Source organism: Amycolatopsis tolypomycina (assembly GCF_900105945.1).
Classification (GTDB): Bacteria; Actinomycetota; Actinomycetes; order Mycobacteriales; family Pseudonocardiaceae; genus Amycolatopsis; species Amycolatopsis tolypomycina.
This window is the reverse complement of sequence record NZ_FNSO01000004.1, coordinates 755,455-780,867: the sequence shown is the minus strand read 5'-3', so window position 1 is coordinate 780,867 and position 25,413 is coordinate 755,455. Positions and strand designations below refer to the sequence as shown.

Here is a 25,413-nt window from a genome sequence, read left to right as displayed (position 1 = left end):
CTGTCCACGACCGCCGGCCGGACGTCATGAAAGAGTCGTTCATGTCACCGGACGTCATGAAAGAGTCGTTCATGACATCCGGCGACCCCGGCGTGCCTGGAGTCACTCCAGGTCGTTAGCAAAGCAAACGATTACCGCCTAAGCTCGCGGCCATGGAGTTTCGTCGTCTCGGCCGTAGCGGCCTCAACGTCAGTGAGATCTCGTACGGGAACTGGCTCACCCATGGTTCCCAGGTCGAGGAAGACCAGGCCCGTGCCTGCATCCAGGCCGCCCTCGACGCCGGCATCACGACCTTCGACACGGCCGATGCCTACGCCAACACCGCCGCCGAGTCGGTGCTCGGCCGCGGCCTGAAGGGGCAGCGGCGGGAAAGCCTCGAGATCTTCACCAAGGTCTTCTGGCCCACCGGCCCCAAGGGGCCCAACGACCGCGGCCTGTCCCGCAAGCACATCATGGAGTCGGCGCACGCCTCGCTGACCAGGCTCGGCACCGACTACGTCGACCTCTACCAGGCGCACCGCTTCGACCGGCACACCCCGCTCGAAGAGACCATGGTCGCCTTCGCCGACCTCGTGCGCCAGGGCAAGGTCCTCTACGTCGGCGTCTCCGAATGGACCGCCGAGCAGATCTCCCGCGGTGCCGCCCTCGCGCGTGAGCTGCACATCCCGCTCGTGTCGAACCAGCCGCAGTACAACATGCTCTGGCGCGTCATCGAAGAGCAGGTCATCCCCACCTCCGAGCGCGAAGGCCTGAGCCAGATCGTCTGGTCGCCGATCGCGCAGGGCGTGCTCACCGGCAAGTACAAGCCCGGCCAGGCCTACCCCGAAGGCTCGCGCGCCACCGACGAAAAGGGCGGCGCCGACATGGTCGCCCGCTTCCTCGACGAGGACGTCCTCAAGCGCGTCGCCCAGCTCGAACCGCTCGCCGAGCAGGCCGGGCTGAGCCTCGCGCAGCTGGCCGTCGCGTGGGTGCTGCAGAACCCGAACGTCGCCTCGGCGATCATCGGGGCTTCGCGCCCCGAGCAGGTGCACGAGAACGTCAAGGCCGCCGGCCAGAAGCTCGACGCAGACCTGCTCACCGCCATCGACGACGTCCTCGGTGACGTCGTCGAGCGCGACGCCGGCCTGACCAAGAGCCCCTAGTCTTTGAGTGTTTCAGCCTGGTTGATCCGCCCCTGGAACGGCACCCCGAGGTCGAACGCGTCCTCGGGTGCCATCCGGGGCTCCAGGCCGAACCCGCGCAGCAGCCGGCTGGCACCCGCCAGCCGGTCGCCGCCGCGGCCGGGCACGCGCGCCGGCGACAGCCCGTGCGAGACGAGCAGGCTTTCGACGTCGTCGATCAGCCGGTACGGGTCGTACTCACCCACGGACCCAGGTCTTCCCCGTGATCCGCTCGTAGACCTCGGTGTAGCGCTGCCGCGTCTGCTCGACGATGTCCGCGGGGATCTCCGGCCCGGGCGGGGTCTGGTCCCAGCCCGTCGTCCGCGACCAGTCGCGCACGAACTGCTTGTCGAACGCGTGCTGCGCACGGCCCGGCTCCCACTCGTCGGCCGGCCAGAACCGCGACGAGTCCGACGTCAGGACCTCGTCGCCGAGGGTCAGCGTGCCGTCGGCGTCGAAGCCGAACTCCAGCTTCGTGTCCGCGATGATGACGCCCTGGGCGGCCGCGTGCTCCGCGCCCTTCGTGTAGATCTCCAGCGTCAGCTCGCGAAGCCGCTTCGCGGTGTCTTCGCCGATCTCGTTCATGACCTCCTCGAAGGTCATGAACTCGTCGTGGCCGGTGTCGGAGATCTTCGTCGTCGGCGTGAAGATCGGCTCCGGCAGCTTGTCGCCCTCGACCAGGCCCGGCGGCAGCGCGACGCCCGAGATCTTGCCGTCGCGCTGGTACTCGCGCAGGCCCAGGCCGGCGAGGTAGCCGCGGGCGATGCACTCGACCTGGACCATCTTCAGCGGCTTGCAGCGCATCGCGCGGCCGGCGAACTCCTCGGGCACGTCCGTGGTCGACACGACGTGGTTCGGGACGACGTCGGCCATCCGGTCGAACCACCAGGCCGACAGCTGGTTGAGCAGCTTGCCCTTGTCCGGGATCGGCGTCGGCAGCGAGACGTCGTAGACCGAGACGCGGTCGGACGCGACCAGCAGGATGTCCCCGCCGTCGAGTTCGTACAGGTCACGGACCTTGCCCGCGTGGATGTGCTTCATTCGCCGTCCTCAGTCGTGTACTCGTAGAAAACCCAGTGGTCGGGCAAGGCGGCGGACTCACCGTACTCGACGACCGTCCCGTCGGCCGCCAGGAAGGTGCTCCGGCCCAGCAGCACCGGCGACCCGGCGGGCAGCCCCAGCTCGGCCGCCTCCTCCTCGCCCGCGCGGCCCGCCGCGTGCCGTTCCTGCGTCGTCGCGATCTTCGTGCCCAGCCGGGCGGCCGCGTGGGCCGCGGTGCCTTCGACGATCCGCTCCGCCACCAGCAGCGCGGGCGCCTTGGCCGACAGCGCGCCGTCGAACCACGACGTCGACGTCGACAGCGGCCGCGAGTCGGGACCGTAGGTGGTACGCCGGCGGCGGATCACCGGGGCGCCCGCGTCCAGGCCGAGTGCGGCCGCGGCGCGTTCGGTCGCCGGTTCGAGGCCGGCCGCGCGGATCACCGCGTAGTGGCCCGGCGGGTAGATCCGGCCGGTCCGCGCCGAGGCGGCGGACCGGTCACGGGCCGTGCGGTGCAGGCCGCCGCGGTCGACGACCGTGCCGACGCCGCGCACGGGCCGCACGAGGCCCTGCGAACGCAGCGTGGCCAGCACCTTGGTGGCCGTCGCCATGGCGACGGTCCAGGTGCGCGCGATCTCGCGGGCGGATGGCACCGCATCGCCCTCCTGCAGCCGGCCGGACAGGATGTCGTCACGGATCCGGCCCGCGATCTGCAGGTACGGCGGCTCAGGGCGGTCGAGGGTGGGCAAGGCGGCTCCTCACAGGGACAACACGCACAAGTGTTCTAGCACGCCGGGGGGTGTCCCACAAAGGCCTGTTCAGAACCACTCAGGTGTACTAGTACACGCACTGGACTGTGCTCTAGTACGCAAGTTACCCTCGAAAGTGTGTCCCCGCCCACACCGCACTCCGGATCCAGCGGCCAGGGCCTCGAGGAACTCCTCGAGGAGCTCCGGCGCCGCAAATGGGTGCTGCACCTGTTCGGCGGCCGCGAGGCACCGGAGATCTACGCGGCCGTGCACCGCTGGCCGACCTGTGCGGACGTCATCATCCTCCGCGACGAGCACCGCGCCAGCGCCTACCGCGTGCCGACCTTCCCGGGCACGGACGTGTTCCACCCCCGGGTCGTCACCTGGCAGTACCACGCCACCCCGGTGTGGACGCTGCGGGCGGTGCTCACCCTGGCGGAGCCCGGCACCCCGGGCGCCCCGCTGCAGGCACTCCGGCCACAGCCGGACTGCCGGATCCCGGCCGAGCTGCGGCGGGACGTCACCATCCGGCCGACCGGGACGCCCACGGAAGGAGACGACGGCGGCGGCCCGCCCGCGTGCGCCTGACAGGCGCATCGACAGCTAAGGAGAAGTCCGTGCGGCAGCGACTGTCCGTTCCGATGAAGCCTTCGCACTCGGCCTACCCGTAGGCCTTCGACTGCGGTCCGGTCCGGAAGCCCCGAGGCCTCTGGACGCGGATCGCGCCGGGCACCCGGCCGATCCGGGTGCCCGGCATCCACCTCGACGTCGTCCGCGGCCAGGCCCGGCCACAGCCCCCCCGTCCTCGCGTGTCCGGGCCGACGCCGCACCGACCAGCTCGGGGTGGACCCAGCGGCCGGGCCGCGCCGTGCAGCAGCACGGCGGCGACCCGGCCGCCTGTGTTTCGCGGGCGACGAGCCGCGAGACCGCCGCCCGGCCCTTCCCGGTAGGTTGGCCACAGCGTTGCCGTGGGAGAGAAAGGGCCTGGTGTGGAGCCGGAAAACATCGAGTTCCCCGAGATCACCCCGCCCGACGACCATGCCCGCTCCGCGGCGATCGCCCTGCACGACAAGCTCGTCAAGCCCGCCGGTTCGCTCGGGCGGCTCGAAGAGCTGGGCGTCTGGATCGCCGCCTGCCAGGGGCAGTCGCCGCCGCGGCCGTTCACCCGGCCGCGCGTCGTCGTCTTCGCCGGTGACCACGGCATCGCCGTCAAGGGCGTCTCCGCCTATCCCGCCGAGGTCACCGCGCAGCTGCTGGGCACGATGCTCACCGGCGGGGCCGCGATCAACGTCCTGGCCGCCGCCGCGGGCGCGAGCGTGCGCGTGGTCGACCTGGCCGTCGACACCGAAGCCCCCGCGACCCGCTCGATCGGCGAGTTCAAGGTCCGCCGCGGCTCCGGCTCCATCGACGTCGAGGACGCCCTGACCGCCGACGAGGTGCGGAAGGCGATCCGCGCCGGGATCGCGATCGCCGACGCCGAGGTCGACGGCGGGGCCGACCTGCTCATCCCCGGCGACCTCGGGATCGGCAACAGCACACCGGCATCGGTGCTGGTGGCGGCGCTGACCGGCAGCGAGCCGGTCGCCGTCGTCGGCCGCGGCTCCGGCATCGACGACGACGCCTGGATGCGCAAGGCCGCCGCCGTGCGCGACGCCCTGCGCCGGGCCCGCGCGGTGCTCGCCGACCCGGTCGACCTGCTGCGCACCACGGCCGGCGCGGACATCGCCGCGATGGCAGGCTTCCTCGCCCAGGCCGCGGCCCGCCGCACACCGGTGGTGCTCGACGGCCTGGTCGCCTGCGCCGCGGCGCTCGTCGCCGAAGACCTCGCCCCCGGCGCCCGCCGCTGGTGGGTCGCGGGCCAGCGGACGGCCGAACCGGCGCACGCGCTGGCGTTGGAGCACCTCGACCTGGGCCCGCTGCTGGAACTGGACGTCCGGCTCGGCGAAGGCACCGGCGCGGTGACCGCGCTGCCGCTGCTGATGATGGCCGCCCGCGTCCTCGCCGAGACGGCCACCCACGAGCAGGCCGGCGTCTCCGGCCCGCTCATCGCCGCACCCGCCTCCTGAACCACGAAAAGCGGTTCGCCGACCCTATGCGTATCTGCCTCATCGATGAGGCAGATACGCATAGGGTGTCGGGATCAACCGAGCTTGACCATCCAGTGGTCCGGGTCGGGGCGGGTGCCCTCCTGGATCCCGGTCAGCTCTTCGCGCAGCTTCATCGTCAGCGCACCCGGCTGCCCGTCGGCGATCGTGAACTCGCCGCCGCCGTGCTTGACGTGCCCGACCGGCGTGATCACCGCCGCGGTGCCGCAGGCGAACGTCTCGGTCAGCTCGCCCGAGGCCGCCGCCTTCTCCCACTCGTCGGTGGAGATCCGGCGCTCTTCGACCTTGTACCCGAGCCGCGAAGCCAGCTGCAGCAACGACTTGCGGGTGACGCCGGGCAGCAGCGAACCGGTCAGCTCGGGCGTGACCACCCGGGCGTTCTCGCCGGAGCCGAAGACGAAGAACAGGTTCATCCCGCCCATCTCCTCGACCCAGCGCCGCTCCACCGCGTCGAGCCACACGACCTGGTCGCAGCCCTTCTCGACGGCCTGCGCCTGCGCCACGAACGACGCCGCGTAGTTGCCGGCGCACTTGGCCGCGCCGGTGCCGCCGGGCGCCGCCCGGACGTACTCGGTGGACAGCCAGACGCTGACCGGCTTCACGCCGCCCGCGAAGTAGGAGCCTGCCGGCGACGCGATGACCGTGTACACGTAGTCGGCGGCCGGGCTGTTGACGCCGAGCCCGGTGGACGTCGAGATCATGAACGGCCGCAGGTACAGCGAATCACCCTGCCGGGTGGGCACCCACCGGCCGTCGACGGCGATGAGCTCCCGCAGCGACTCGACGAAGACCTCTTCGGGCAGCTGCGGCATGGCGAGCCGCTCGGCCGACTGCCGGAACCGCGCGGCGTTGGCGTCCGGGCGGAACGACGCGATCGAGCCGTCCGGCTGGCGGTAGGCCTTGAGACCCTCGAAGATGGCCTGGCCGTAGTGCAGCACCGACGTCGCCGGGTCGAGGGTGAACGGGGCGTACGGGCCGACCTGGGCTTCGTGCCAGCCCCGGTCCTTCGACCACTTGACGGTGACCATGTGGTCGGTGAAGTGCAGCCCGAACCCGGGAGCGGTGAGTACCTCCGCGACACGGTCCGCGCTCGCAGGACTCGGGTGCGGGACATGGGCGAACTGCGTCGTGGTCGTCATGGCTAGACGATACCCTTTGGTTGGAGGCGCGTTAGTCGGAAGTCCCACTGTTCCGGGTCTCCCGCGCCCGCGCCCCGATGACTCTAGGATGACGGCGTGAGCTACTCCACTGAGCCGGTCCCCCGGCCCAAGTCCACCGGCGCCGACGTCAAGACCTTCGTCGCCGCGGTGCTGCTGACCTTCGGCGTCGGCCTGCTCGGCATGGTCGGCTGGGCTGTGCTGGACAGCGGGTTCGGCGGCTTCCTCGGCCTGGTCGGCGGCGTCTTCGGCGTCGTGTGGTGGCGCAAGATCCACGGCAAGGCGTTCCCCAAGGTGCTCCCGACGAAGTCGGTCGTCATCCTCGCGGTCGTCAACGCCGTGCTGGCGCTGATCCTTCTCCTGACCGCGGGCTGAGCTCCGCCGGCAGCTCCGGCGCCGGCCAGCCCTCGTCCGGGCGGAAGTCGGTGTCCGTGCCGTCGAACGGGTAGGTGCCGCGTTCGGCCAGCGCGCCGATCCGCTCGCCTTCGGCGCGCAGCCGGTCGAACTGCTCGAGCGTCAGGCGGCCGACCTCGATCGCGGCCTCGGCCTCGTCCTCGTCGTCCCAGCGCCAGCTGCCGTCGCGCTCGACGACGACGTCGAGCACGCCGTCGATCCGGTCGACCGCGCCCGCCGTGCGACCCAGCGGGATCTCGAGGTTGACGTACCAGTTCTTGAAGCGGCCTTCGAGGTCGAAGAACCACCAGACCGACGACCACTCGTCTTCGGGGATCCGGCGCAGCGTCGACGCGCCGTGCCAGGAGTCCGGCACCGCCACCCGCGGGATGCGGAACCGCTCCTCCAGGGGGGCGTCCCGCATCAGGCGGCCGTCGGCGAGCCTGCTGCCGATGATCGGCGTGCCGGCCGGCAGCCAGGCGCGCAGGACGCGGCCGTCGTCTTCGAGGACGCGCAGCGGGTGGACCTGGCCGATCGAGCCGTCGGGGCGGTGGAACCGCTCGACCACGGTCTCCCCCGGCCGCCAGCGTCGATCACTCACGCGACCCACTGTACCTGCGCGCGCGTACGCCCAGTAGCAGCTCGAACACGACCGCCAGTCCCGCGACGACGAGCACGGGCAGCACCGGCAGGAAGAACGCGGCCACCGCCGCGACGGCGCTGCCCGCGAGCCCCGGCCACCCGGTTCGCTCGCGGACCTCCACGCCCGCGGCGAGCGCCGGCAGCACCGTCGCGAGCACGGCGACGACCGTGAGCACCGGCTGCAGCGCGTCGGCGTCGGCGGCGGACAGCAGGTCGCGCAGCGAGGTGAGCGACAGCCCGAGCCGGACCGCGCCGAGCTGGTAGAGCGCGGCGAAGCCGGCCAGCAGGGCGACCGTGCCGAGCAGCAGGACGCGCAGCCCGGCCTTGCCGCGTCCGGCGGGCTGCAGGAACGGCAGCGCCAGCACGGCCACGAAGAGCACGCCCGCGAAGTCCGGGGGCCGCGGGCCGCCGCCTGCCGTCGCCACCGGCGGCACGGCCACGCACACGCCGACCAGCACCAGCCCCGCGACGAGCAGCAGCCCGCAGGCGGCGCGTACGACGAAGGTCGGGATCTTCAGCCCGGCGAACCCCACGCCGGTCACCACGACGACGAACGCCGCGGCCGCCGCCTCGCGGTGCCCTGGCACGACGTAGGCGCCGAACGCCATGGCGTAGATCGTCACCTCCGCCAGCCGCGCGACCGCCACGGCCACCCGCTCCACCAGCGCGTCCCCCGGTTCCGGCACCCGCGCCGACACGCCGGCGGCCACCGCCGCGAGCACCAGCCCGGCGAGCAGCCACCAGCCCGCACCCGCCGCCCCGGCCGCCAGCAGCACCAGCAGCCCGCCACCCAGCCGCACGCAGCCCTCCCGTACCTGTGTTCACCCGCGATTTCGTCGTCATTAGCATGGCTCACGATCCCGACCGGGCCGGTGCCCGGTACCACCGAGAACGCGCGAGGAGCCAGAAGTGACCGTGCCCAAGCTCGCCCTGTCCGACAACACCGGGGAGGCACTGGCCAAGACGCGCGCCGATGTTGTCGTCATCGGCACCGTGGCCGGCGAGGACGGTCCGGTGCTCGCTCCCGGTGCCGCCGCCGTGGACGCCGCCTTCGACGGCAGGCTCGCCGGCCTGCTGGCCACGCTCGGCGCGAGCGGCAAGGCGGAAGAGGTCGTCAAGGTCCCGACGCTGGGCAAGCTCCCGGCCGGTGTCGTGCTCGCCGTCGGCCTGGGCAAGGCGGACGGCGGCGTCACCCCCGAGCAGGTCCGCCGCGCCGCGGGCGCCGCCGGCCGCGCGCTGGCCGGCACCGACCGCGCGCTCGTGACGCTGTCCGAGATCGACCTGCAGGCCGCCGTCGAGGGCACGATCCTCGGCTCCTACGTCTTCACCGCCTACCGCTCGGAGAAGGGCGACGCCCCGCTCGCGAAGGCCGACTTCGCGAGCCCGGCCGGTGGCACCGCCCGCGAGCACAAGGCGACGCTCAAGGCGGCCGGCAGCATCGCCGAGGCCGTCATCGTCGCCCGCGACCTGATCAACACCCCGCCGAACGACCTCTACCCGGCTTCCTTCGCCGACCGCGCGAAGAAGCTGGCCGAGGACAACGGCCTCGAGTTCGAGGTGCTCGACGAGAAGGCCCTCAAGCGCAAGGGCTTCGGCGGCATCCTCGGCGTCGGCGGCGGCTCGTCGCGCCCGCCGCGGCTGCTGCGCCTGGCGTACAAGCCGGCCAAGGCCGCCAAGAAGGTCGCGCTGGTCGGCAAGGGCATCACGTTCGACTCGGGCGGCATCTCGCTCAAGCCGGCCGCGAACATGGACCACATGACCTCGGACATGTCCGGCGCCGCCGGCGTGCTCGCGTCGGTCGTGCTGGCCGCCAAGCTGAAGTACCCCCTGGAAGTCGTCGCGCACATCCCGCTGGCGGAGAACCTGCCGTCCGGGACGTCGTACCGCCCGGGTGACGTGCTGACGATGTACGGCGGCAAGACGGTCGAGGTCCTCAACACCGACGCCGAGGGCAGGCTGGTCCTGGTCGACGCCATGGTGCGCGCGGCCGAGGAGAACCCGGACTACCTGATCGAGACCTCGACGCTGACCGGCGCCCAGGTCGTCGCGCTCGGCAACCGCACCGCCGGCGTGATGGGCTCGGAGGACTTCCGCGACCGCGTCGCCACGATCATGCAGGCCACCGGCGAAAACGGCTGGGCCATGCCGCTGCCGGAGGAACTGCGCGCCGACCTCGACTCGCGCCTGGCCGACCTGGCCAACGTGACCGGCCACCGCTGGGGCGGCATGCTCGCGGCGGGGATCTTCCTGCGCGAGTTCGTCGCCGACGGCCTCGACTGGGTCCACATCGACATCGCGGGCCCGTCGTTCAACACGGGTTCGCCGTGGGGCTACACCGGCAAGGGCGGCACCGGCGTCCCGGTCCGCTCGATCGCCGCGATCCTGGCGGACATCGCCGCCAACGGCTGAGTCCCAAACGCCCCAATGTGGCGTTGGTTGCGTCCAACGCACCGAACGCCACATTGGGTGCGCTGGACGCACCGAACGCCACATTGGGGCGCATGGGGCCGGTGATCGAATTGCCGCTTTCGGTGTGATCCGGGACACCGTACGGTGACCGGGTGACGACCGAGCCGGTGGACCGCGACTCCCCCGCCGAAATCGCCGCCGAGCACGACGAGGAACGCCCGGCGCGGAAGCTGACCGGGGTCCCCGACCGCGTCGTCTACTTCGTCGCCCTCGCCGTCGCGGTCCTCGTGCTCAAGCAGGTGTTCTTCCCGTTCGCCAAGGGCAACCAGTTCTACCTGGTCCTCTTCCTCGGCGTGACGCTCCCGCTGGTCTTCCTCTGCTACCGCCCGCGGCTGCGCGGCCGCGACGATCCCGGCTGGACGGACTGGGCGCTCGCCGGCACCGCGCTGGCCGTCGGTCTCTACCCGGTGCTCGTCGGCTACGACGACTTCCTGAACCGCCAGGGCACCCTGTCCCCGCTCGACATCGTGGCCGGCGCGCTGCTGCTGGTGCTGATCCTCGAAGCCACCCGCCGCACCACGGGCCTGGTGCTGCCGATCGTCTGCCTGCTCTTCCTCGCCTACGCCTACTACGGCGGCTTCCTCCCGCAGAACTGGGGCATCGCCCACGCGGGCATCGACTTCAGCCAGATCGTCAACGCGCTCTTCAACGACGCCAGCGGGTTCTACGGCACGCCATTGGACGTCGCGGCGAGCTACATCGTGCTCTTCACCCTCTACGGGGCGGTGCTGAACGCCTCCGGCGCCGGGCAGTTCTTCGTGGACATCTCCTTCGCCGCCTTCCGGAAGTCACGGACCGCGCCCGGCCGGACCACCGTGCTGTCGGGCTTCCTGCTCGGCACGGTGTCGGGCTCCGGCACCGCGACCGCCGTCAGCCTCGGCTCGATCACCTGGCCGATCCTCAGGAAAGCCCGCTACCCCAAGGAAAACGCGGGCGGGCTGCTCGCCGCGGCCGGGATCGGGGCCATCCTCTCGCCGCCGACGCTCGGCGCGGCGGCGTTCATCATCGCCGAATACCTGCAGACGTCGTACCTGAAGGTGCTGATCTGGGCGACCGTCCCGACGCTGCTCTACTACCTCGGCATCGTGTTCGCGATGGAGGCGGACGCGCGGCGCTTCAAGGCCGAAGCCGTCGACGTGCCGCACGACGATCCCTGGAAACTGTTGCTGCGCGGCGGGTACCACTTCCTGTCGCTGGCGATCATCGTCGTCTTCCTCGCCCTCGACATCCCGCCGTTCGCCGCGGTCGTCTACGCCACCGGCGTCGCCGCGCTGTTCGCCCTCATCGCCCGGCGCCACGACGTGCGCGGCTGGGCCGAGGACATGGTCGACGCGCTGTCGGCCGGCGTCCGGGGCGCGCTGCCGGTGATCGCGGTGTGCGCGGCGGCCGGCGTCATCACCTCGACCATCACGAAGACCGGGCTGGGCCTCGAACTCGCCGACGCGCTGGTGGAACTGGCCGGCGCGCTCACCGACAACGGCACGCTGATCCTCGTCCTGACCGTGCTGCTCTCGGCGGTCGCCGTCGGCGTGCTGGGGCTGGCCGTGCCGGTGACCGCGAGCTTCATCATCGCCTGGGTCGTGATCGGCCCCGCGCTCGAGACGCTCGGCGTCGCCGACGCCGAACGCGCGATGTTCATCTTCTACTACGCCGTGCTCTCGGAGGTCACGCCGCCGACCGCGCTCGCCGCGGTGGCTTCGGCGGCGATCACCGGCGGTTCGGTGCTCGGGACCATGTGGCAGTGCTGGAAGTACACCCTCCCGGCGTTCCTGGTGCCGATCGCCTTCGTGCTGACCGACAACGGCGCCGCGCTGCTGCTGGAGTCCGACGCGCTCACCGTGCTGTGGGTGGCGGCGGTGTCCGCGCTCGCCGTCGCCGCGCTGGCGGTGGTCACCGGCGGCTGGCTGTTCGGACCGGTCGGTCTCCCGGTCCGGCTGCTGTTCGTGCCCGCCGCCCTGTGCCTGCTCTACCTGGAGCCGGTGCCGATCGCGATCGGTGCCGGGTGCGGCCTCGCCGCCTTGGGAACCCACGCCGTGATCAAGAGGAGGACAGCATGAAACGCGCAGTCGCCGCAGCCGCGGTGCTCGCTCTGGCCGTCACCGGCTGCGGCGGGAAGCAGCAGACCGACCAGGCCGCCCCGGGCGGTGCGACCCAGTCCTGCGAAGCGGGCGAAGGCCGCATCACGATCGCCACCGGCAACAGCGGCGGCGTCTACTACGTGCTGGGCGGCGGGCTCGCCCAGCTGATCAGCAATTCCACGAAGCTCCGTGCGACGGCTTCGGAAACCGGGGCGTCGGTGCAGAACATCCAGCAGCTGGTGGCCGGCAACTACGACGTCGCGTTCTCGCTGGCCGACACCGCGGCGGACGCGGTGAACGGCAAGGGCGCCTTCGACGGCAAGCCGCAGAAAGTCCAGGCCCTGTCCCGGATCTACCCGAACTCGACGCAGGTGCTCGTGCGCACGGACGCGGGCATCAACAGCGTCGCGGACATGAAGGGCAAGCGGATCTCGACGGGCTCGCCGAAGTCGGGCACCGAGGTGATCGCGAACCGCCTGCTCCAGGCGGCTGGCCTCAAGCCGGACACCGACGTCCAGGCCCAGCGGCTCGACCTGGCCAAGACGGCGGACGGCATGAAGGCGGGCACCCTGGACGGGCTCGTCTGGTCCGGCGGCCTGCCGACCGCGCAGATCACCGACATCACGACGGCGTTGAAGGACAAGGTGAAGTTCCTCGACATCACGCCGCAGCTGCCGAAGCTCAAGGAGGTCAACCCGGTCTACGACCAGGCGGTGATCCCGAAGGCGGCGTACGGGCAGCCCGCGGACGTGCCGACGGTCGTGGTGCCCAACCTGCTGCTGGTGCGCGAGGACTTCCCCGCGGGCAACGCGTGCGCGATCACGAAGCTGATCTTCGACAAGCAGGCGGAGCTGGCGAAGGTCCACCCGGCGGCGAAGGAGATTTCGAAGCAGCTGGCGACGCAGACCGACCCGGTCCCGCTGCACCCGGGCGCGAAGCAGGCGCTCGGCTAGGGTCCGTGGGGTGCAGGACTACCTCGAAGCGGCGGTCCGCGACGTCCTGACGGCGCCCGAAGCACGCGTCGACGACCAGGTGGGCTACGCGGCCTTGCTGCTCGCGGTCTCCGGCGCCCTCGACGAAGCCGACCGGCTGGTCACGCAGTGGCAGGCCCGGACCGAGCGGCCGGTGACCGCACTGGCCGCGGACCCGGTCCGGGCCCGCGCGTGGGCAATGCTCTTCGAGGCCCGCGGCGCGCGTCCGGACTGGGCGGCGGGCCTGCCGCCGCTCGACCTGGACGTCGAGGAACGCACGCACGCCACGGCGTTGCGTCGGCCGGTCTCCGATCTGGAGGGTGTGCTCCCGCCGGGCCCGGTGGCGGAAGTGGTGCGGCAGATGGCGCCATCACGGCCCGACCGCGTCCGCACGGCCCTCGCCGACGGCGACCTGGAGCGGTGGGCGTCCCTCGCCGGGCCGCATCCGGACGTGGCGGCGCCGGCGGCCACCCGGGCGCTGGCCCCGGCACTGGTGGCGGGCGCGGACCCGCTCGGCCTGCGCGACTGGGCGCCGACGTGCGCGGGCGCGCTGATCGCGGCGTTGCACGAGCGATACCCCCTCGACCTGGGCGGCTGGCCGGAGCTGATCGCCTCGATCCTGCGTTTGCGTGGTGGTCCGGCGGCGCCTCCGCCGGCATCCGACGCGGCGATCCGCTCGGCCGAGCTCCGCCTGGGCGTCGAGCTGCCGGAAGACCTCCGAGACTTCCTCCGCACCTGCGACGGCCTCCCCGCCGACGTGGTCTTCCCACGCCTGCTCGGCACGGCCGACCTGCGCAGCGAGAACGGCGTGGTCATCCTCAGCGAACCCGCGGTCCTGCTGCTTTCGGCAGGCCACGTCGTCGAGGTCGACCCCGTCCTGGGCACCACGGTCCACGCGTCCTTCCGGGCGGTGTTGGGCCGGCACGCCACCCTGCTCGCCCAGGCCACGTAAGTTGGGCCCGGTGACCATCCTCACCGTGGAGAAGATCACCCCGGACAACGTCGCCGCCGCGTGCCAGCTGGCTGTCCAGCCGCACCAGAAGAAGTTCGTCGCCCCCGTCGCCGTCTCGCTCGCCGAGGCCTACACCCAGCCGGAGATCGCCTGGCCGCGGGTGATCGCCGCCGACGGCGAACCCGTCGCGTTCGTGATGGGCTGCTTCAACCCGGAAGCCGAGCTCGACTTCTTCCGCTGCGGGATCTGGCGGCTCAACGTCGGCGCCTGCGTGCAGGGCCGCGGCTACGGCCGGTTCGCCGTCGAAGCCGTGCTCGACGAGGCGAAAAGACGCGGCGAAAAGGTCGCGACGGTGCTGTGGCTCCCGGGCGACGACGGCCCGGAACGGTTCTACCTCAAGCTGGGCTTCCGGCCCACCGGCCAGACCCACCACGGCGAGGTGGTCGGCCGGCTCGAGCTCTAGACCTGCCCGCGCTTCTTCCGCTCGGTGTACTCGCGCATCCGCTTCGGGTACCCGACGCGCGCGACCTCGTACACCGGGATCGAGCGGCGGTGGCCGAACTGCTGCGCGGCCTCCAGGCTGGCGATGCGCCGGCGCGTCCACTCTCCGTCATGGGCGATCAACACCACAGTGGTCTCCGTGACGTTGGTCTTCGGTTCCACGAACGCTTCGACACCCCGCCTCGTGGCCGCCCACTCGTCGAGGTGGCGGGTGTCCTCGGAGCTGGCTTTCCGCAGCGTACCGGCCCGCTGTCCACCCTTGGCCCGCCTGCGCAGCGAGTCGAAGAGCCCCACCTCGACCACCTCTCCTCCCGAGACTTACCCCACTCATTATCCCGGACTCCGCGTGTGGTCGGCGTCGCACACCCGGCTAGCTCGCAGCCCCGTCCGGCGTAGTGACAAGATGGCGGTGTCGCGCGCGCGGTTATACCGGCGCGCGGGCGACGACAGAGCATCACCCCACTGCTTGCCGAGGAGTTAATGAAGTGACCGACACCTCCGCCGACCTCGTGATCCTGGGAGGCGGATCGGGCGGCTACGCCGCGGCGTTCCGCGCGGCCGAGCTGGGCCTTTCCGTCACGCTGATCGAGAAGGACAAGCTGGGCGGGACGTGCCTCCACCGGGGCTGCATCCCGACCAAGGCCCTGCTGCACGCCGCCGAGGTCGCCGACGAGACCCGTGAAGCCGAAGCGGTCGGCGTCAAGGCCGCCTTCGAGGGCATCGACATCGCCGGGGTCAACAAGTACAAGGACGGGATCATCGCCCGCCTGTACAAGGGCCTGCAGGGCCTGGCCAAGGCGCACAAGGTGAACCTCGTCGAGGGCAGCGGCACGTTCGTCGGCGGCACGACCGTCGAGGTGGACGGCACCCGCTACACCGGCAAGAACGTCATCCTCGCCACCGGCTCGTACTCGCGCACGCTGCCCGGCCTGGAGCTCGGCGGCCGCATCATCGCCAGCGAGCAGGCACTGGCCCTCGACTACGTCCCCAAGAAGGTCGTGGTGCTCGGCGGCGGCGTCATCGGCGTCGAGTTCGCCAGCGTCTGGGCCTCCTTCGGCGTCGACGTCACCATCGTCGAGGCCCTGCCGCGGCTGGTCCCGAACGAGGACGAGTTCGCGTCCAAGCAGCTCGAGCGCGCGTTCCGCCGCCGCAAGATCGCCTTCAAGACCGGCGTGAAGTTCACCGGCGCGAAGCAGGACGACAACGGCGTGAGCGTCTCGCTGGAGTCCGGCGAGACCATCGAGGCCGACCTGCTGCTGGTCGCCGTCGGCCGCGGGCCGAACTCGGCGGGCCACGGCTACGAGGAGGCCGGCGTCAAGATCGAGCGCGGCTTCGTCCTCACCGACGAGCGGCTGCGCACGAACCTGCCGAACGTCTTCGCCGTCGGCGACATCGTCCCGGGCCTGCAGCTCGCGCACCGCGGCTTCCAGCAGGGCATCTTCGTCGCCGAGGAGATCGCCGGGCTGAACCCGCGCGTGATCGACGAGAGCGGCATCCCGCGGGTCACCTACTCGCACCCGGAGGTCGCGTCGGTCGGGCTGACCGAGTCGCAGGCCAAGGACAAGTACGGCTCGGACGTCACGACGTTCACCTACGACCTGGGCGGCAACGGCAAGAGCCAGATCCTCAAGACCTCGGGCGGGGTCAAGCTGATCAAGGCCCCGGACGGCCCGGTCGTCGGTGTCCACATGGTCGGCGACCGCGTCGGCGAGCTGATCGGCGAAGCGCAGCTGATCTACAGCTGGGAGGCCTTCCCCGAGGACGTCGCGCCGCTCATCCACGCGCACCCCACCCAGACCGAGGCCCTCGGTGAAGCGTTCCTCGCCCTCGCGGGGAAGCCGCTGCACGTGCACAGCTGACGTCCCACCAGCAGAATCCAGACCACGCAGAACTTGGAAGAGGAGTCAGCGAACGATGGCCTACTCCGTCACATTGCCGGAGCTCGGGGAGAGCGTCACCGAAGGCACCGTCACCCGGTGGCTTAAGCAGGAGGGCGACACCGTCGAGGTCGACGAGCCGTTGCTCGAGATCTCGACCGACAAGGTCGACACCGAGGTGCCCTCCCCGGTGGCGGGCACGGTCGTGAAGATCAGCGCCCAGGAGGACGAGACCGTCGAGGTCGGCGGCGAGCTCGCCGTCATCGACGACGGCACCGGCGGCGTGCCGGAGTCCTCGGCCGCCCCGGCGCAGGAAGAGCAGAAGTCCGAGCCGGAGCCTTCGCAGCCGGAGCCGCAGGCCGCCGACGAGGCCCCGAGCAAGCCGGACACCGCGCCGGCGTCGGGCGGCGAAGGCACCGAGGTGAAGCTGCCCGAGCTGGGCGAGAGCGTCACCGAAGGCACCGTCACGCGCTGGCTCAAGGCGGTCGGCGACTCGGTCGAGGTCGACGAGCCGCTGCTCGAAATCTCCACCGACAAGGTCGACACCGAGGTGCCGTCGCCGGTGGCCGGCACGGTGCTGGAGATCCGCGCGGGCGAGGACGAGACCGTCGAGGTCGGCGGGGTCCTGGCCGTGATCGGTGACGCGAACGCGGCGCCGAAGGCCGAGGCCAAGCCGGAGCCCAAGCCCGAGCCGAAGCCGGAACCCAAGCCGGAGCCGAAGCCCGAGCCGGTCCAGGAGACCAAGCCCGAGCCCAAGCCGGAACCGAAGCCGCAGGCCGCCCCGGCGGCGGCCGCCACGCAGGCGGCCCCGGCCGCCGCGGCGAAGGACGGCTCGGCGGACGGCCCGTACGTCACGCCGCTGGTCCGCAAGCTCGCGGCCGAGCACGGCATCGACCTCGCGTCGCTGACCGGCAGCGGCGTCGGCGGCCGGATCCGCAAGCAGGACGTCCTGGCCGCGGCCGAGGAGAAGCAGAAGCAGCAGGCGCCCGCGCCCGCCGCCGCTCCGGCCGCTGCCCCGTCGGCGCCGGCCGCGCGGCCCGCGGCCCCGGTGTCGCCGGAGCTCGCCGCGCTGCGCGGCACGGTCCAGAAGGCCAGCCGGATCCGCCAGATCACGGCCACCAAGACCCGCGAGTCGCTGCAGATCGCCGCGCAGCTCACGCAGGTCCAGGAAGTCGACGTCACGAAGATCGCCAAGCTGCGCCAGCGCGCGAAGGCGGCTTTCAAGGAGCGCGAGGGCGTCAACCTGACGTTCCTGCCGTTCTTCGCGAAGGCCACGGTCGAGGCGCTCAAGCAGCACCCGAACGTCAACGCGTCCTACAACGAGGACACGAAGGAGATCACCTACCACGGCGCCGTGCACCTGGGCATCGCGGTGGACACCGAGCGCGGGCTGCTCTCGGTCGTGATCCACGACGCCGGCGAGCTGAGCCTGGCCGGGCTCGCGCACCGGATCGCCGACCTGGCGGGCCGCGCGCGGTCGGGCCAGATCAAGCCGGACGAGCTGTCGGGCGGCACGTTCTCGATCACGAACATCGGCAGCGTCGGCGCGCTGTTCGACACGCCGATCATCGTGCAGCCGCAGTCGGGCATCCTCGGTACCGGCGCGGTCGTCAAGCGCCCGGTGGTCATCGCGGACGCCGACGGCAACGACACCATCGCGATCCGCTCGATGGCGTACCTGCCGCTGACCTACGACCACCGCCTGGTGGACGGGGCCGACGCGGGCCGCTTCCTCACGACGATCAAGCAGCGTCTGGAAGAGGGCAACTTCGAGGGCGAACTCGGCCTCTGAGGCACCCCCGGCGAAGGCCGCCACGGGATACCGTGGCGGCCTTCGCCGTATCCGGAGGAGGCGCGATGACCTGGTTCGCGGAGCACCCTGACGACGTCTCGATCGTCGCGGACGACGGACGGCACCACCTGGCGCACCACGCGGACGTGCCGCGCGTGCTGGCCTCGACGGTCAAGGTCGTCCACCTGCTCGCCTACACGACGGCCGTCGCCGAGGGCGGGCTCGACCCGGCGGAACCGGTCCGGGTCGGCGACTGGGACGCGTTCCACCCCTTCGAAGGCGACGGCCCGCGCGGCGCCGGCGCACACCGGCGGGCCCTGACCGCGCTCGGTGTCGGCTGCGACGAGTTCGGCGTCGCCCACGATCCCGGGCGGACCGTGCCGCTCGACGCGATCGCCACGGCGATGATCTCCGAGAGCGACAACGCGGCGCCGGACTACCTGCGGGCCCGGCTCGGCGACGACGCCCTGCGTGTCGCGGCGGCGGGCGGCGGCTGGCCCGGCGCGGATCTGCGCTGGTTCTGCGGCGAAACCCTGCGCTCGTACTTCCCCGGCGAAACGGATCTCACCGAGCGCTTCACCGGGGACCCCGCGTTCCGGCGGGAAGTCCTCGACCGGGTGCGGGGCGAGCCGATCTCCGAGCAAGCGGAACGGGCGTGGACGCGGGGGACGGCCCGGGGCACCGCCGCGGAGCTGTTCGCCTTCCACCGCCACCTCGCCACCGCCGACACCGCCGCCGCCGGGCTCGCGCGCCGGAAGCTGGGCTCCGGCGCGCGGTACGAGGGCGAACCGGTGCTGTTCAAGGGCGGCGTCCTGCCGGGCAACCGGGCGTTCGGCCTGTCCATCGGCGGCGCGACCCTCGCCATGTGCTACACCGGCACGGGCTTCCCGGACGTTCCGCTCGCCGCGTTCGGTGTGGCGATCCTCTCCGATCTGCCCGCTTTCGCGCGGGACCTGGGCGTGCGCCTCGAACCCTGATGGGCCACGATCGAAGCATGCGAGTACTGATCGCCGGAGCGAGCGGCTTGATCGGGTCGGCGCTGGGCGAACGCCTGCGGCGCGAGGGCCACGAGGTCCGTCGCCTGGTGCGGCGGGAAGCCCGCGCGGGCGGCGAATTCCGCTGGGACCCACCGTCGGGCACCATCGCGAACGGCGCCTTCGAGGGCGTGGACGCGGTCGTCAACCTCGGTGGCCGGCCGCTGTTCCCCGGCCGGTGGAGCGCGATGCGCAAGCAGCAGCTCGTCGACAGCCGGGTCGAGCCGACCGAGGTGCTCGCCGAAGCCGTGGCCGAACACGGCGTCGGCGTGCTCGTCAACGCCTCCGCCGTCGGGTACTACGGGAACACCGGTGCGTCCACTGTGGACGAGTCCGCGCCGCGTGGCGGCGGCTTCCTCGCTTCGCTGTGCGAAGGGTGGGAAGCGGCGACGGCGGGTGCCGGGGACGCGCGGGTCGTGAAGATCCGGACCGGGCTGGTCCTGTCGAGGAAGGGCGGGCTGTACGGCACGCTGCGCCCGCTGTTCGCCCTGTGCCTGGGCGGCCGGCTCGGCGACGGCCGCCAGTACATGCCGTGGATCGCCCTGGAGGACGAGGTGGGCGCGATCGTCCACGTCCTGACCCACGACGACGTCTCGGGGCCGGTGAACCTGACCGGCCCGGCGCCGGTGACGAACGCCGAGTTCACCCGCGCGGTCGGCCGCGCGCTGCACCGGCCCGCGCCGTGGTGGGTGCCCGGGGTCGCGCTCAAGGCCGTGCTCGGCCAGGCCGGCGAGGAGATGGCGCTGTTCGGGCAGCGCGCGGTCCCGGCCGTGCTGGAGCGGTCCGGCTACGCGTTCCGTCACCCGACCGTGGACAGCGCGCTCGCGGCGGCATGACGGTCCCGCTCAAGCGCTGGCTCGTCGTCGGCTTCGCGCTGGCGGCGGCGTTCGTCGCGCTCGGGCTCGGCGTCGCGCGGCAGCCGATGACCCTCGACGCCCAGGTGGCGAACGCCCTGCACGGCGTCTACACGCAGCCGCTCGGGCAGGTGGCGGAGATCGGCAGCGACATCCTCGGCCCGGTGCTGCCGTACGTGCTCGGCATGGCGCTGCTGGCCCTGGCGCTGCGGCACCGGGATCGTCGGGGGTTGTGCGTCCGGCTCGCCGTCGTGCTCGTGCTGTGCCGGCTGACGAGCCTGCTGGCCAAGCCGGTTTTCCTGCGCGAGCGGCCGCGCGACTACCCGGACCTGAGTTACCCGAGCGGGCACGTGGTGTCGGTGGCGAGCACGGGGTTCGTCCTGTTGCTGCTGTGCGCGTGGCTGTGGCCGCGGCTGCTTCGCCGCGTGGCGGCGGCGGTCGCGGTGGCGGTGGTGCTGTCGGCGGCCTGCCGTGTCGTGCTCGGCGTGCACTGGGTCACGGACACGATCGGCGCAGTGCTGGCGGTGACCGGTGTCGGGCTGCTCTCAGCGTGCGCCTTGCGGCTGCTTCCGCCGGGTGACGGGCGTAGCCTCGACGGGTGAGTTCTTCCCGCACCTGCCGCGCCAGCACCGAGCCCGTCGACGTCCGCGAGATCGGCACGATCGACTACACCGAGGCCTGGGAGCTCCAGCGCGGTTTCCTGACGGCCCGGGCGGACGGCACCGCCCCGGACACGATGCTCCTGCTGCAGCACCCGTCGGTGTACACGGCGGGCAAGCGCACCGAGCCGGCCGACCGGCCGACGGACGGAACCCCGGTGATCGACGTCGACCGCGGCGGCAAGATCACCTGGCACGGCCCGGGCCAGCTTGTCGGCTACCCGATCGTGAAGCTCGCCGACCCGATCGACGTGGTCCACTACGTGCGGCGCCTGGAGGAGGCGCTGATCCACGTGTGCGACCAGCTCGGCGTGACGAGCGGCCGCGTCGAGGGCCGCAGCGGCGTCTGGATCCCGGCGGACGAGCGCGGAATCGAGCGCAAGATCGCGGCCATCGGCATCCGCGTCCAGCGCGGCGTGACGATGCACGGCTTCGAGCTCAACTGCAACGCGGACCTCTCGGCGTTCGACAACATCGTGCCCTGCGGAATCCGCGACGCGGGCGTGACGTCCCTGTCGTACGAGCTCCAGCGCGAGGTGACGGTGGAGGCGGCGCTGCCCCTGGCCCGCGACGCGGTCCTGGCGGCCCTCGAAGGCGAACTCCCGGTCAGCGAGGACCGCTGGCTGCCCCGCCCGGAGACCCCCAAGGCGGCGGGCGTCACGTTCGCCCTCCAGAACTGACCAAGCGCCCCAATGTGGCGTTGGTTGCGTCCAACGCACCCAATGTGGCGTTCGGTGCGTTGGACGCACCGAACGCCACATTGGGGCGCTAGTCCAGCTGCGGCGCCACCTCGGCGGCCACCAGCTCGAGCTGGTCCAGGTCCGAAAGGTCCAGCAGCTGCAGGTAGACCCGCGTGATCCCGGTCTTCTCCCGCCACTGCCCGATCCGGTCGACGACCTCCGCCGGCGACCCGGCCAGCCCGTTGGCCTTCAGCTCGTCGACGTCCCGCCCGATCACCGAAGCCCGCTGAGCGACCTCCGCGTCGGACCGGCCGACCCCGATCACCAGTGCCACCGACCGCAGGATCTCCTTCGGGTCGCGCCCGATCTCCGCCGCCGCGGCCTCGACGCGGGCGAACTGCGCCGCCGCCGTCTCGGTGTCGGTGAACGGCAGGTTGAACTCGTCCGCGAACCGCGCCGCCAGCGCCGGGGTGCGCTTCTTGCCGCCGCCGCCGATGATCACCGGCGGGGCCGGGGACTGGGCCGGCTTCGGCAACGCCGGCGACTCGGACAGCTTGTAGTACTGGCCGTCGAACGAGTACGTCGAACCCGCCGGCGTCTTCCACAGCCCGGTGATGATCTCGAGCTGCTCGGCGTAGCGGTCGAAGCGCTCCTTCAGCGGCGGCAGCGTCAGGCCGTACGCCTCGTGCTCGGCGTCGTACCAGCCCGCGCCGAGGCCGAACTCCACGCGGCCGCCGGACATCTGGTCGACCTGCGCCACCGAAATGGCCAGCGGTCCCGGGTGCCGGAACGTCGCCGCGGTGACGAGCGTGCCCAGCCGGATCCGGCTGGTCTCGCGGGCCAGACCGGCGAGGGTGATCCACGCGTCGGTCGGGCCGGGCAGGCCGTCGGCCGAGCCCATCTTCAGGTAGTGGTCGCTGCGGAAGAACGCGTCGTACCCGGCGGCTTCGGTCGCCTTGGCGACGCGCAGCAAATCGTCGTAGCTGGCCCCCTGCTGGGGCTCGGTGAAGATCCTCAAGTCCACGAGATCAGCCTATAGAGACGTCGGGCTCCGTGCGCCGCAGCCGTACCAGCATGCGGACGATCACGTCCTCGATCTCCGCGCCGACCTTCCTCGGATCGGGCGAACCGGCGATTTCGGTCGCCGCGCTCGACAGCGCGCCGAACAGCAGCCGCGCAGTGACCTCGACCGGCACCGGCTCGACCTCGCCCGCGTCGATCAGCGCCTGCAGGCCGGACCGCACGAGCCCGAAGCTGCACCGCTCCTCGGCCTCGCGCCAGCGCTCCCAGCCCATCACGACCGGCGCCTCGTGGATGGCGATCCGCTGGTAGGCGGGGTCGAGGCAGGCGCGGAAGAACGCGTTGAGCGCGGCGAGCGCGCGCTCCCACGGCGTGCCGCCGCCGGTCATGATCTTGTCGAGCCGGTCGTAGACGAGGCTCTCCACCTGCTCGAACGCCGCTTCGAACAGCGCCTGCTTACCGCTGAAGTGGTGGTACAGCGCGCCCTTGGTCACCCGGGCGCGTTTGGCGATTTCGTCGAGCGAGGTTCCCGCGTACCCCCGCTTGGTGAACAGTTCGACCGCGCTGTCGACCAGCGCGGACCGGGTCGACTCGGAGTAGTCGAGTCGTCTGGACCTCATTGTCGCCACCTTCACAACTTTACGCCCGGAGCAGCTCTCCATACTCATGGTATGTTCGGCGCGTCAGGTCCGTACCGGGAGTATGCCGCAGACCCGCGGTATGACCCGGGCCACGGAAGGGGAGCCACACGATGAGCTGGACCGACTTCTACCGACGTCAGGAAATCCTCGAAGCGACCGTCCGCCTGGCCGCCCGGAACCCGGGCGAGCCGCTGCCGCTCGAGGAGGTGCCCGGTGCCGAAGAGCACTTCGGCACCGAAGAAAACGTCCTCACCGCCCTGCAGTACCAGTGGACGCGCACGCTGAGCGGCCGCCTGCGCTCCGAGGTCGCCGACCCGGACGACGCCGACGGCCTCGGCGACCACGTCGACGCCGTCACCCGCGCCTGGCGCGCCGCCGTCGCCGAGCACACCGACCTGCGCGCGGTCCTCGACGGCGCCTACGAGCGCCACGCGACGCTGCGCCGGATGCACGAGGGCGAGCTGCGGATGCTCGCCGTCACGGCCGGGCTGGCCGACCCGCGCGAACCGGCCGAAGAGATCGTCAAGGTGGGTCGCGCGTTCGAAGCGCTCCTGCGTGCGAACCGCTCGGAGGCCACCCGCCGCCGTCCGGTCATGGGACACCTGCGCCGGTTGCTCGCGCCGAGTGCGTAAACAGAGTTAAGTAAGCGCATGACACAGCGCTGGACCGAAGCGGACATCCCCGACCAGAGCGGCCGGACCGTCCTGGTCACCGGAGCGAACTCCGGGCTCGGCCTGCGCACGTCACAGGTGCTCGCGGGCAAGGGGGCCCGCGTGCTCCTCGCCTGCCGCTCCGCCGAACGCGGCGCCAAGGCACTCGAGACCGTGAAAGCGGCCGCCGCGGGCGCCGAACCCGAGCTCGTCCCACTGGACCTGAGCGAGCTCGCGTCGGTGCGCGCGGCCGCCGCGGCGGTGCGGGAACGCACCGGCGACACCCTCGACGTGCTCGTCAACAACGCCGGCGTGATGGCGACCGCCCGCGGCCGCACGGCCGACGGGTTCGAGCTGCAGTTCGGCACCAACCACCTCGGGCACGCGGCGCTGACCTGGCTGCTGCTGCCCGCCCTGCGCGGCGGCCGCAACGCCCGCGTCGTCGCGCTGTCGAGCCTCGCCGCCACCGGCGCGCGGATCGACCTCGAAGACCCCAACGCCGAGCACCGCCGCTACAACCCGGCGACCGCGTACGGGCAGTCGAAGCTGGCGAACCAGGTGTTCGCCCTCGAGCTCGACCGGCGGCTGCGCGCGGCCGGCGAAGACGTGATCAGCGTCGCCGCCCACCCCGGGTACACCGCGACCGGCCTCGGCAGCGGCATGGCGCGCTCGTACACCAACCCGGTCGTCCGCTCGGTCATTGCCGGCGGCCACAAGATCGGCGAGACACTGTTCGCGCAGAACGTCCGCAAGGGCGCGCTCCCCCAGCTCTACGCGGCGACGGCGGACGGCGTCGAAGGCGGCGACTACATCGTCCCGGGCAGCCTCGGCGGCGTGCGCGGCAACCCGGTCAAGGGGCGCCCCCTGTCCGCCGCGCGCAGCGCGTCGCTGGGGGCCGGGCTGTGGGACGTCACCGCGAAGCTGACCGGCGTCACCCCGGATCCCGCTTAGCCCGGACGGGCGTACGGTTGAAGACGTGAGTGCTGCGCCTGAAGGCCGGAAGCTGCTGCGTCTCGAGGTTCGCAACAGTGAGACGCCGATCGAGAAGAAGCCGTCGTGGATCAAGACGCGGGTGCGGATGGGGCCGGAGTTCACCGAGCTCAAGGGTCTGGTTCGTCGCGAGGGTCTGCACACGGTCTGTGAAGAGGCTGGTTGTCCCAACATCTACGAGTGCTGGGAAGACCGTGAGGCCACGTTCCTGATCGGTGGGGACCAGTGCACGCGCCGGTGTGACTTCTGCCAGATCGACACGGGGAAGCCGGCGGCGTTGGACACGTCGGAGCCGCGGAAGGTCGCGGAGTCCGCGCAGGCCATGGGGCTGCGCTATTCGACGGTGACCGGTGTTGCGCGGGATGACCTTCCCGATGGTGGCGCGTGGCTGTACGCGGAAACCGTGCGGCAGATCCACGCGTTGAACCCCGGTACGGGCGTCGAATTGCTGATTCCGGATTTCAATGCGGATCCTGCGCAGCTGGCGGAGGTTTTCGGGTCGCGGCCTGAGGTGCTTGCGCACAACGTGGAAACAGTTCCGCGGATTTTCAAGCGCATTCGCCCGGGATTCCGCTACGCTCGATCGCTGGAAGTCATCACGGCCGCGCGTGAGGCCGGTCTGGTGACGAAGTCCAATCTGATCCTCGGGATGGGCGAAACCCCGGACGAGGTGGCGCCGGCGATGCAGGACCTGGTGGACGCCGGGTGCGAGATCCTGACGATCACGCAGTACCTGCGTCCGTCTCCGCGGCACCACCCGGTGGACCGCTGGGTCAAGCCGGAGGAGTTCGTCGAGCACTCTCAGGCTGCGGAGGCGATGGGCTTCGCGGGTGTGATGGCCGGGCCGCTGGTGCGTTCGTCGTACCGCGCCGGGCGCCTCTACGCCCAGACCAAGGCCCACCGCGGCGAGGTTCTGCCCGAGAACCTGCAGCACCTCGCAGCCGAAGGGCCCGCGGCCCAGGAAGCCGCGTCGCTCCTCGCAAGGTGATCCATGTCACCCC

At 71.8% G+C, this 25,413-nt stretch carries 27 protein-coding genes; 18 read left to right on the top strand and 9 right to left on the bottom strand.

The window, feature by feature from the left end; all coding sequences use genetic code 11:
- The first annotated feature begins 152 nt into the window (after positions 1–152).
- Positions 153–1,142, top strand: a complete 990-nt coding sequence (locus BLW76_RS14335) for an aldo/keto reductase family protein (protein WP_091307191.1) — start codon at positions 153–155, stop codon at positions 1,140–1,142.
- Here the strand turns inward: BLW76_RS14335 and BLW76_RS14330 are convergent.
- The 3 genes from BLW76_RS14330 to BLW76_RS14320 are packed head-to-tail and all read right to left on the bottom strand — an operon-like array spanning position 1,139 to position 2,947.
- Positions 1,139–1,366, bottom strand: coding sequence for a hypothetical protein (locus tag BLW76_RS14330; RefSeq protein ID WP_091307189.1), 228 nt, complete (start codon positions 1,364–1,366; stop codon positions 1,139–1,141). The two genes, BLW76_RS14335 and BLW76_RS14330, sit on opposite strands and share 4 nt — an antisense overlap.
- On the bottom strand, positions 1,359–2,201 hold the full coding sequence (locus BLW76_RS14325) for a phosphoribosylaminoimidazolesuccinocarboxamide synthase (RefSeq protein WP_091307187.1): 843 nt from the start codon (positions 2,199–2,201) through the stop codon (positions 1,359–1,361). Before BLW76_RS14325 ends, BLW76_RS14330 begins: the two co-directional genes overlap by 8 nt.
- Positions 2,198–2,947: a GntR family transcriptional regulator gene (locus BLW76_RS14320; protein ID WP_091307184.1), complete on the bottom strand. Its 750-nt coding sequence runs from the start codon at positions 2,945–2,947 to the stop codon at positions 2,198–2,200. Before BLW76_RS14320 ends, BLW76_RS14325 begins: the two co-directional genes overlap by 4 nt.
- Positions 2,948–3,085: 138 nt before the next feature.
- Between BLW76_RS14320 and BLW76_RS14315 the strand changes: the two genes are divergently transcribed.
- Both BLW76_RS14315 and cobT read left to right on the top strand, forming a co-directional pair.
- The gene (locus BLW76_RS14315) at positions 3,086–3,535 is read left to right on the top strand and encodes a hypothetical protein (protein ID WP_091307182.1); all 450 of its coding nucleotides are present in this window, start codon (positions 3,086–3,088) and stop codon (positions 3,533–3,535) included.
- A 401-nt stretch (positions 3,536–3,936) separates the two neighbouring features.
- The gene (gene cobT / locus BLW76_RS14305) at positions 3,937–5,013 is read left to right on the top strand and encodes a nicotinate-nucleotide--dimethylbenzimidazole phosphoribosyltransferase (RefSeq protein ID WP_091307180.1); all 1,077 of its coding nucleotides are present in this window, start codon (positions 3,937–3,939) and stop codon (positions 5,011–5,013) included.
- Between the two features lie 74 nt (positions 5,014–5,087).
- On the opposite strand, the gene BLW76_RS14300 is transcribed toward cobT, so the two are convergent.
- Positions 5,088–6,191 (bottom strand): branched-chain amino acid aminotransferase, encoded by a 1,104-nt coding sequence (locus BLW76_RS14300; protein WP_091307178.1) that lies wholly within the window; start codon positions 6,189–6,191, stop codon positions 5,088–5,090.
- 96 nt (positions 6,192–6,287) lie between these two features.
- Between BLW76_RS14300 and BLW76_RS14295 the strand changes: the two genes are divergently transcribed.
- Positions 6,288–6,584 carry a hypothetical protein gene (locus tag BLW76_RS14295; RefSeq protein ID WP_091307176.1) on the top strand — a complete coding sequence of 99 codons (297 nt, stop codon included), beginning with the start codon at positions 6,288–6,290 and terminating at the stop codon, positions 6,582–6,584.
- Here BLW76_RS14295 and BLW76_RS14290 read toward each other — a convergent pair.
- Both BLW76_RS14290 and BLW76_RS14285 read right to left on the bottom strand, forming a co-directional pair.
- On the bottom strand, positions 6,541–7,203 hold the full coding sequence (locus BLW76_RS14290; RefSeq protein ID WP_208613291.1) for a ribonuclease FAU-1 family protein: 663 nt from the start codon (positions 7,201–7,203) through the stop codon (positions 6,541–6,543). The genes BLW76_RS14295 and BLW76_RS14290 overlap by 44 nt on opposite strands.
- Positions 7,196–8,044, bottom strand: a complete 849-nt coding sequence (locus BLW76_RS14285) for a hypothetical protein (protein WP_091307172.1) — start codon at positions 8,042–8,044, stop codon at positions 7,196–7,198. Before BLW76_RS14285 ends, BLW76_RS14290 begins: the two co-directional genes overlap by 8 nt.
- A 109-nt stretch (positions 8,045–8,153) precedes the next feature.
- Between BLW76_RS14285 and BLW76_RS14280 the strand changes: the two genes are divergently transcribed.
- From BLW76_RS14280 to BLW76_RS14260, 5 genes are all read left to right on the top strand, one after another.
- Positions 8,154–9,653, top strand: coding sequence for a leucyl aminopeptidase (locus BLW76_RS14280; RefSeq protein WP_091307170.1), 1,500 nt, complete (start codon positions 8,154–8,156; stop codon positions 9,651–9,653).
- Between the two features lie 152 nt (positions 9,654–9,805).
- On the top strand, positions 9,806–11,770 hold the full coding sequence (locus tag BLW76_RS14275; protein WP_091307167.1) for a TRAP transporter permease: 1,965 nt from the start codon (positions 9,806–9,808) through the stop codon (positions 11,768–11,770).
- Positions 11,767–12,744, top strand: a complete 978-nt coding sequence (locus tag BLW76_RS14270) for a TAXI family TRAP transporter solute-binding subunit (protein ID WP_091307166.1) — start codon at positions 11,767–11,769, stop codon at positions 12,742–12,744. Before BLW76_RS14275 ends, BLW76_RS14270 begins: the two co-directional genes overlap by 4 nt.
- A gap of 10 nt (positions 12,745–12,754) precedes the next feature.
- Positions 12,755–13,714: an SMI1/KNR4 family protein gene (locus tag BLW76_RS14265; protein ID WP_091307163.1), complete on the top strand. Its 960-nt coding sequence runs from the start codon at positions 12,755–12,757 to the stop codon at positions 13,712–13,714.
- A gap of 10 nt (positions 13,715–13,724) precedes the next feature.
- Positions 13,725–14,177, top strand: a complete 453-nt coding sequence (locus BLW76_RS14260; RefSeq protein ID WP_091319388.1) for a GNAT family N-acetyltransferase — start codon at positions 13,725–13,727, stop codon at positions 14,175–14,177.
- On the opposite strand, the gene BLW76_RS14255 is transcribed toward BLW76_RS14260, so the two are convergent.
- On the bottom strand, positions 14,174–14,518 hold the full coding sequence (locus BLW76_RS14255) for an oxidoreductase (protein WP_091307161.1): 345 nt from the start codon (positions 14,516–14,518) through the stop codon (positions 14,174–14,176). The two genes, BLW76_RS14260 and BLW76_RS14255, sit on opposite strands and share 4 nt — an antisense overlap.
- 182 nt (positions 14,519–14,700) lie before the next feature.
- Here BLW76_RS14255 and lpdA point away from each other — a divergent pair, with 182 nt between their 5' ends.
- The 6 genes from lpdA (at position 14,701) to lipB (ending at position 21,111) form a co-directional block, all read left to right on the top strand.
- Positions 14,701–16,074, top strand: a complete 1,374-nt coding sequence (gene lpdA / locus BLW76_RS14250) for a dihydrolipoyl dehydrogenase (RefSeq protein WP_091307158.1) — start codon at positions 14,701–14,703, stop codon at positions 16,072–16,074.
- 55 nt (positions 16,075–16,129) lie between these two features.
- The gene (sucB, locus tag BLW76_RS14245; RefSeq protein ID WP_091307157.1) at positions 16,130–17,884 is read left to right on the top strand and encodes a 2-oxoglutarate dehydrogenase, E2 component, dihydrolipoamide succinyltransferase; all 1,755 of its coding nucleotides are present in this window, start codon (positions 16,130–16,132) and stop codon (positions 17,882–17,884) included.
- A 65-nt stretch (positions 17,885–17,949) separates the two neighbouring features.
- Positions 17,950–18,861, top strand: coding sequence for a serine hydrolase (locus BLW76_RS14240; protein ID WP_091307154.1), 912 nt, complete (start codon positions 17,950–17,952; stop codon positions 18,859–18,861).
- A gap of 17 nt (positions 18,862–18,878) precedes the next feature.
- Positions 18,879–19,754: a TIGR01777 family oxidoreductase gene (locus BLW76_RS14235; protein WP_091307152.1), complete on the top strand. Its 876-nt coding sequence runs from the start codon at positions 18,879–18,881 to the stop codon at positions 19,752–19,754.
- Positions 19,751–20,374, top strand: coding sequence for a phosphatase PAP2 family protein (locus BLW76_RS14230; protein WP_091307150.1), 624 nt, complete (start codon positions 19,751–19,753; stop codon positions 20,372–20,374). The genes BLW76_RS14235 and BLW76_RS14230 overlap by 4 nt, the downstream gene beginning before the upstream one ends.
- Positions 20,371–21,111: a lipoyl(octanoyl) transferase LipB gene (gene lipB, locus BLW76_RS14225; RefSeq protein WP_091307148.1), complete on the top strand. Its 741-nt coding sequence runs from the start codon at positions 20,371–20,373 to the stop codon at positions 21,109–21,111. The genes BLW76_RS14230 and lipB overlap by 4 nt, the downstream gene beginning before the upstream one ends.
- 88 nt (positions 21,112–21,199) lie before the next feature.
- On the opposite strand, the gene BLW76_RS14220 is transcribed toward lipB, so the two are convergent.
- Both BLW76_RS14220 and BLW76_RS14215 read right to left on the bottom strand, forming a co-directional pair.
- The gene (locus tag BLW76_RS14220) at positions 21,200–22,135 is read right to left on the bottom strand and encodes an LLM class F420-dependent oxidoreductase (protein ID WP_091307145.1); all 936 of its coding nucleotides are present in this window, start codon (positions 22,133–22,135) and stop codon (positions 21,200–21,202) included.
- A 4-nt stretch (positions 22,136–22,139) separates the two neighbouring features.
- A complete protein-coding gene (locus tag BLW76_RS14215) occupies positions 22,140–22,751 on the bottom strand; it encodes a TetR/AcrR family transcriptional regulator (RefSeq protein WP_091307143.1) in 612 nt (203 codons plus the stop codon).
- A 131-nt stretch (positions 22,752–22,882) separates the two neighbouring features.
- Between BLW76_RS14215 and BLW76_RS14210 the strand changes: the two genes are divergently transcribed.
- Genes BLW76_RS14210 through lipA form a run of 3 tightly spaced genes read left to right on the top strand, consistent with a single transcriptional unit; the run spans position 22,883 to position 25,400 of the window.
- On the top strand, positions 22,883–23,404 hold the full coding sequence (locus tag BLW76_RS14210; RefSeq protein ID WP_091307140.1) for a hypothetical protein: 522 nt from the start codon (positions 22,883–22,885) through the stop codon (positions 23,402–23,404).
- 18 nt (positions 23,405–23,422) lie between these two features.
- Positions 23,423–24,373 carry an oxidoreductase gene (locus BLW76_RS14205; protein WP_091307138.1) on the top strand — a complete coding sequence of 317 codons (951 nt, stop codon included), beginning with the start codon at positions 23,423–23,425 and terminating at the stop codon, positions 24,371–24,373.
- A gap of 25 nt (positions 24,374–24,398) precedes the next feature.
- Complete coding sequence (gene lipA, locus BLW76_RS14200) at positions 24,399–25,400, top strand: lipoyl synthase (RefSeq protein ID WP_091307136.1); 1,002 nt, start codon at positions 24,399–24,401, stop codon at positions 25,398–25,400.
- The last annotated feature ends 13 nt before the right edge of the window (positions 25,401–25,413 follow it).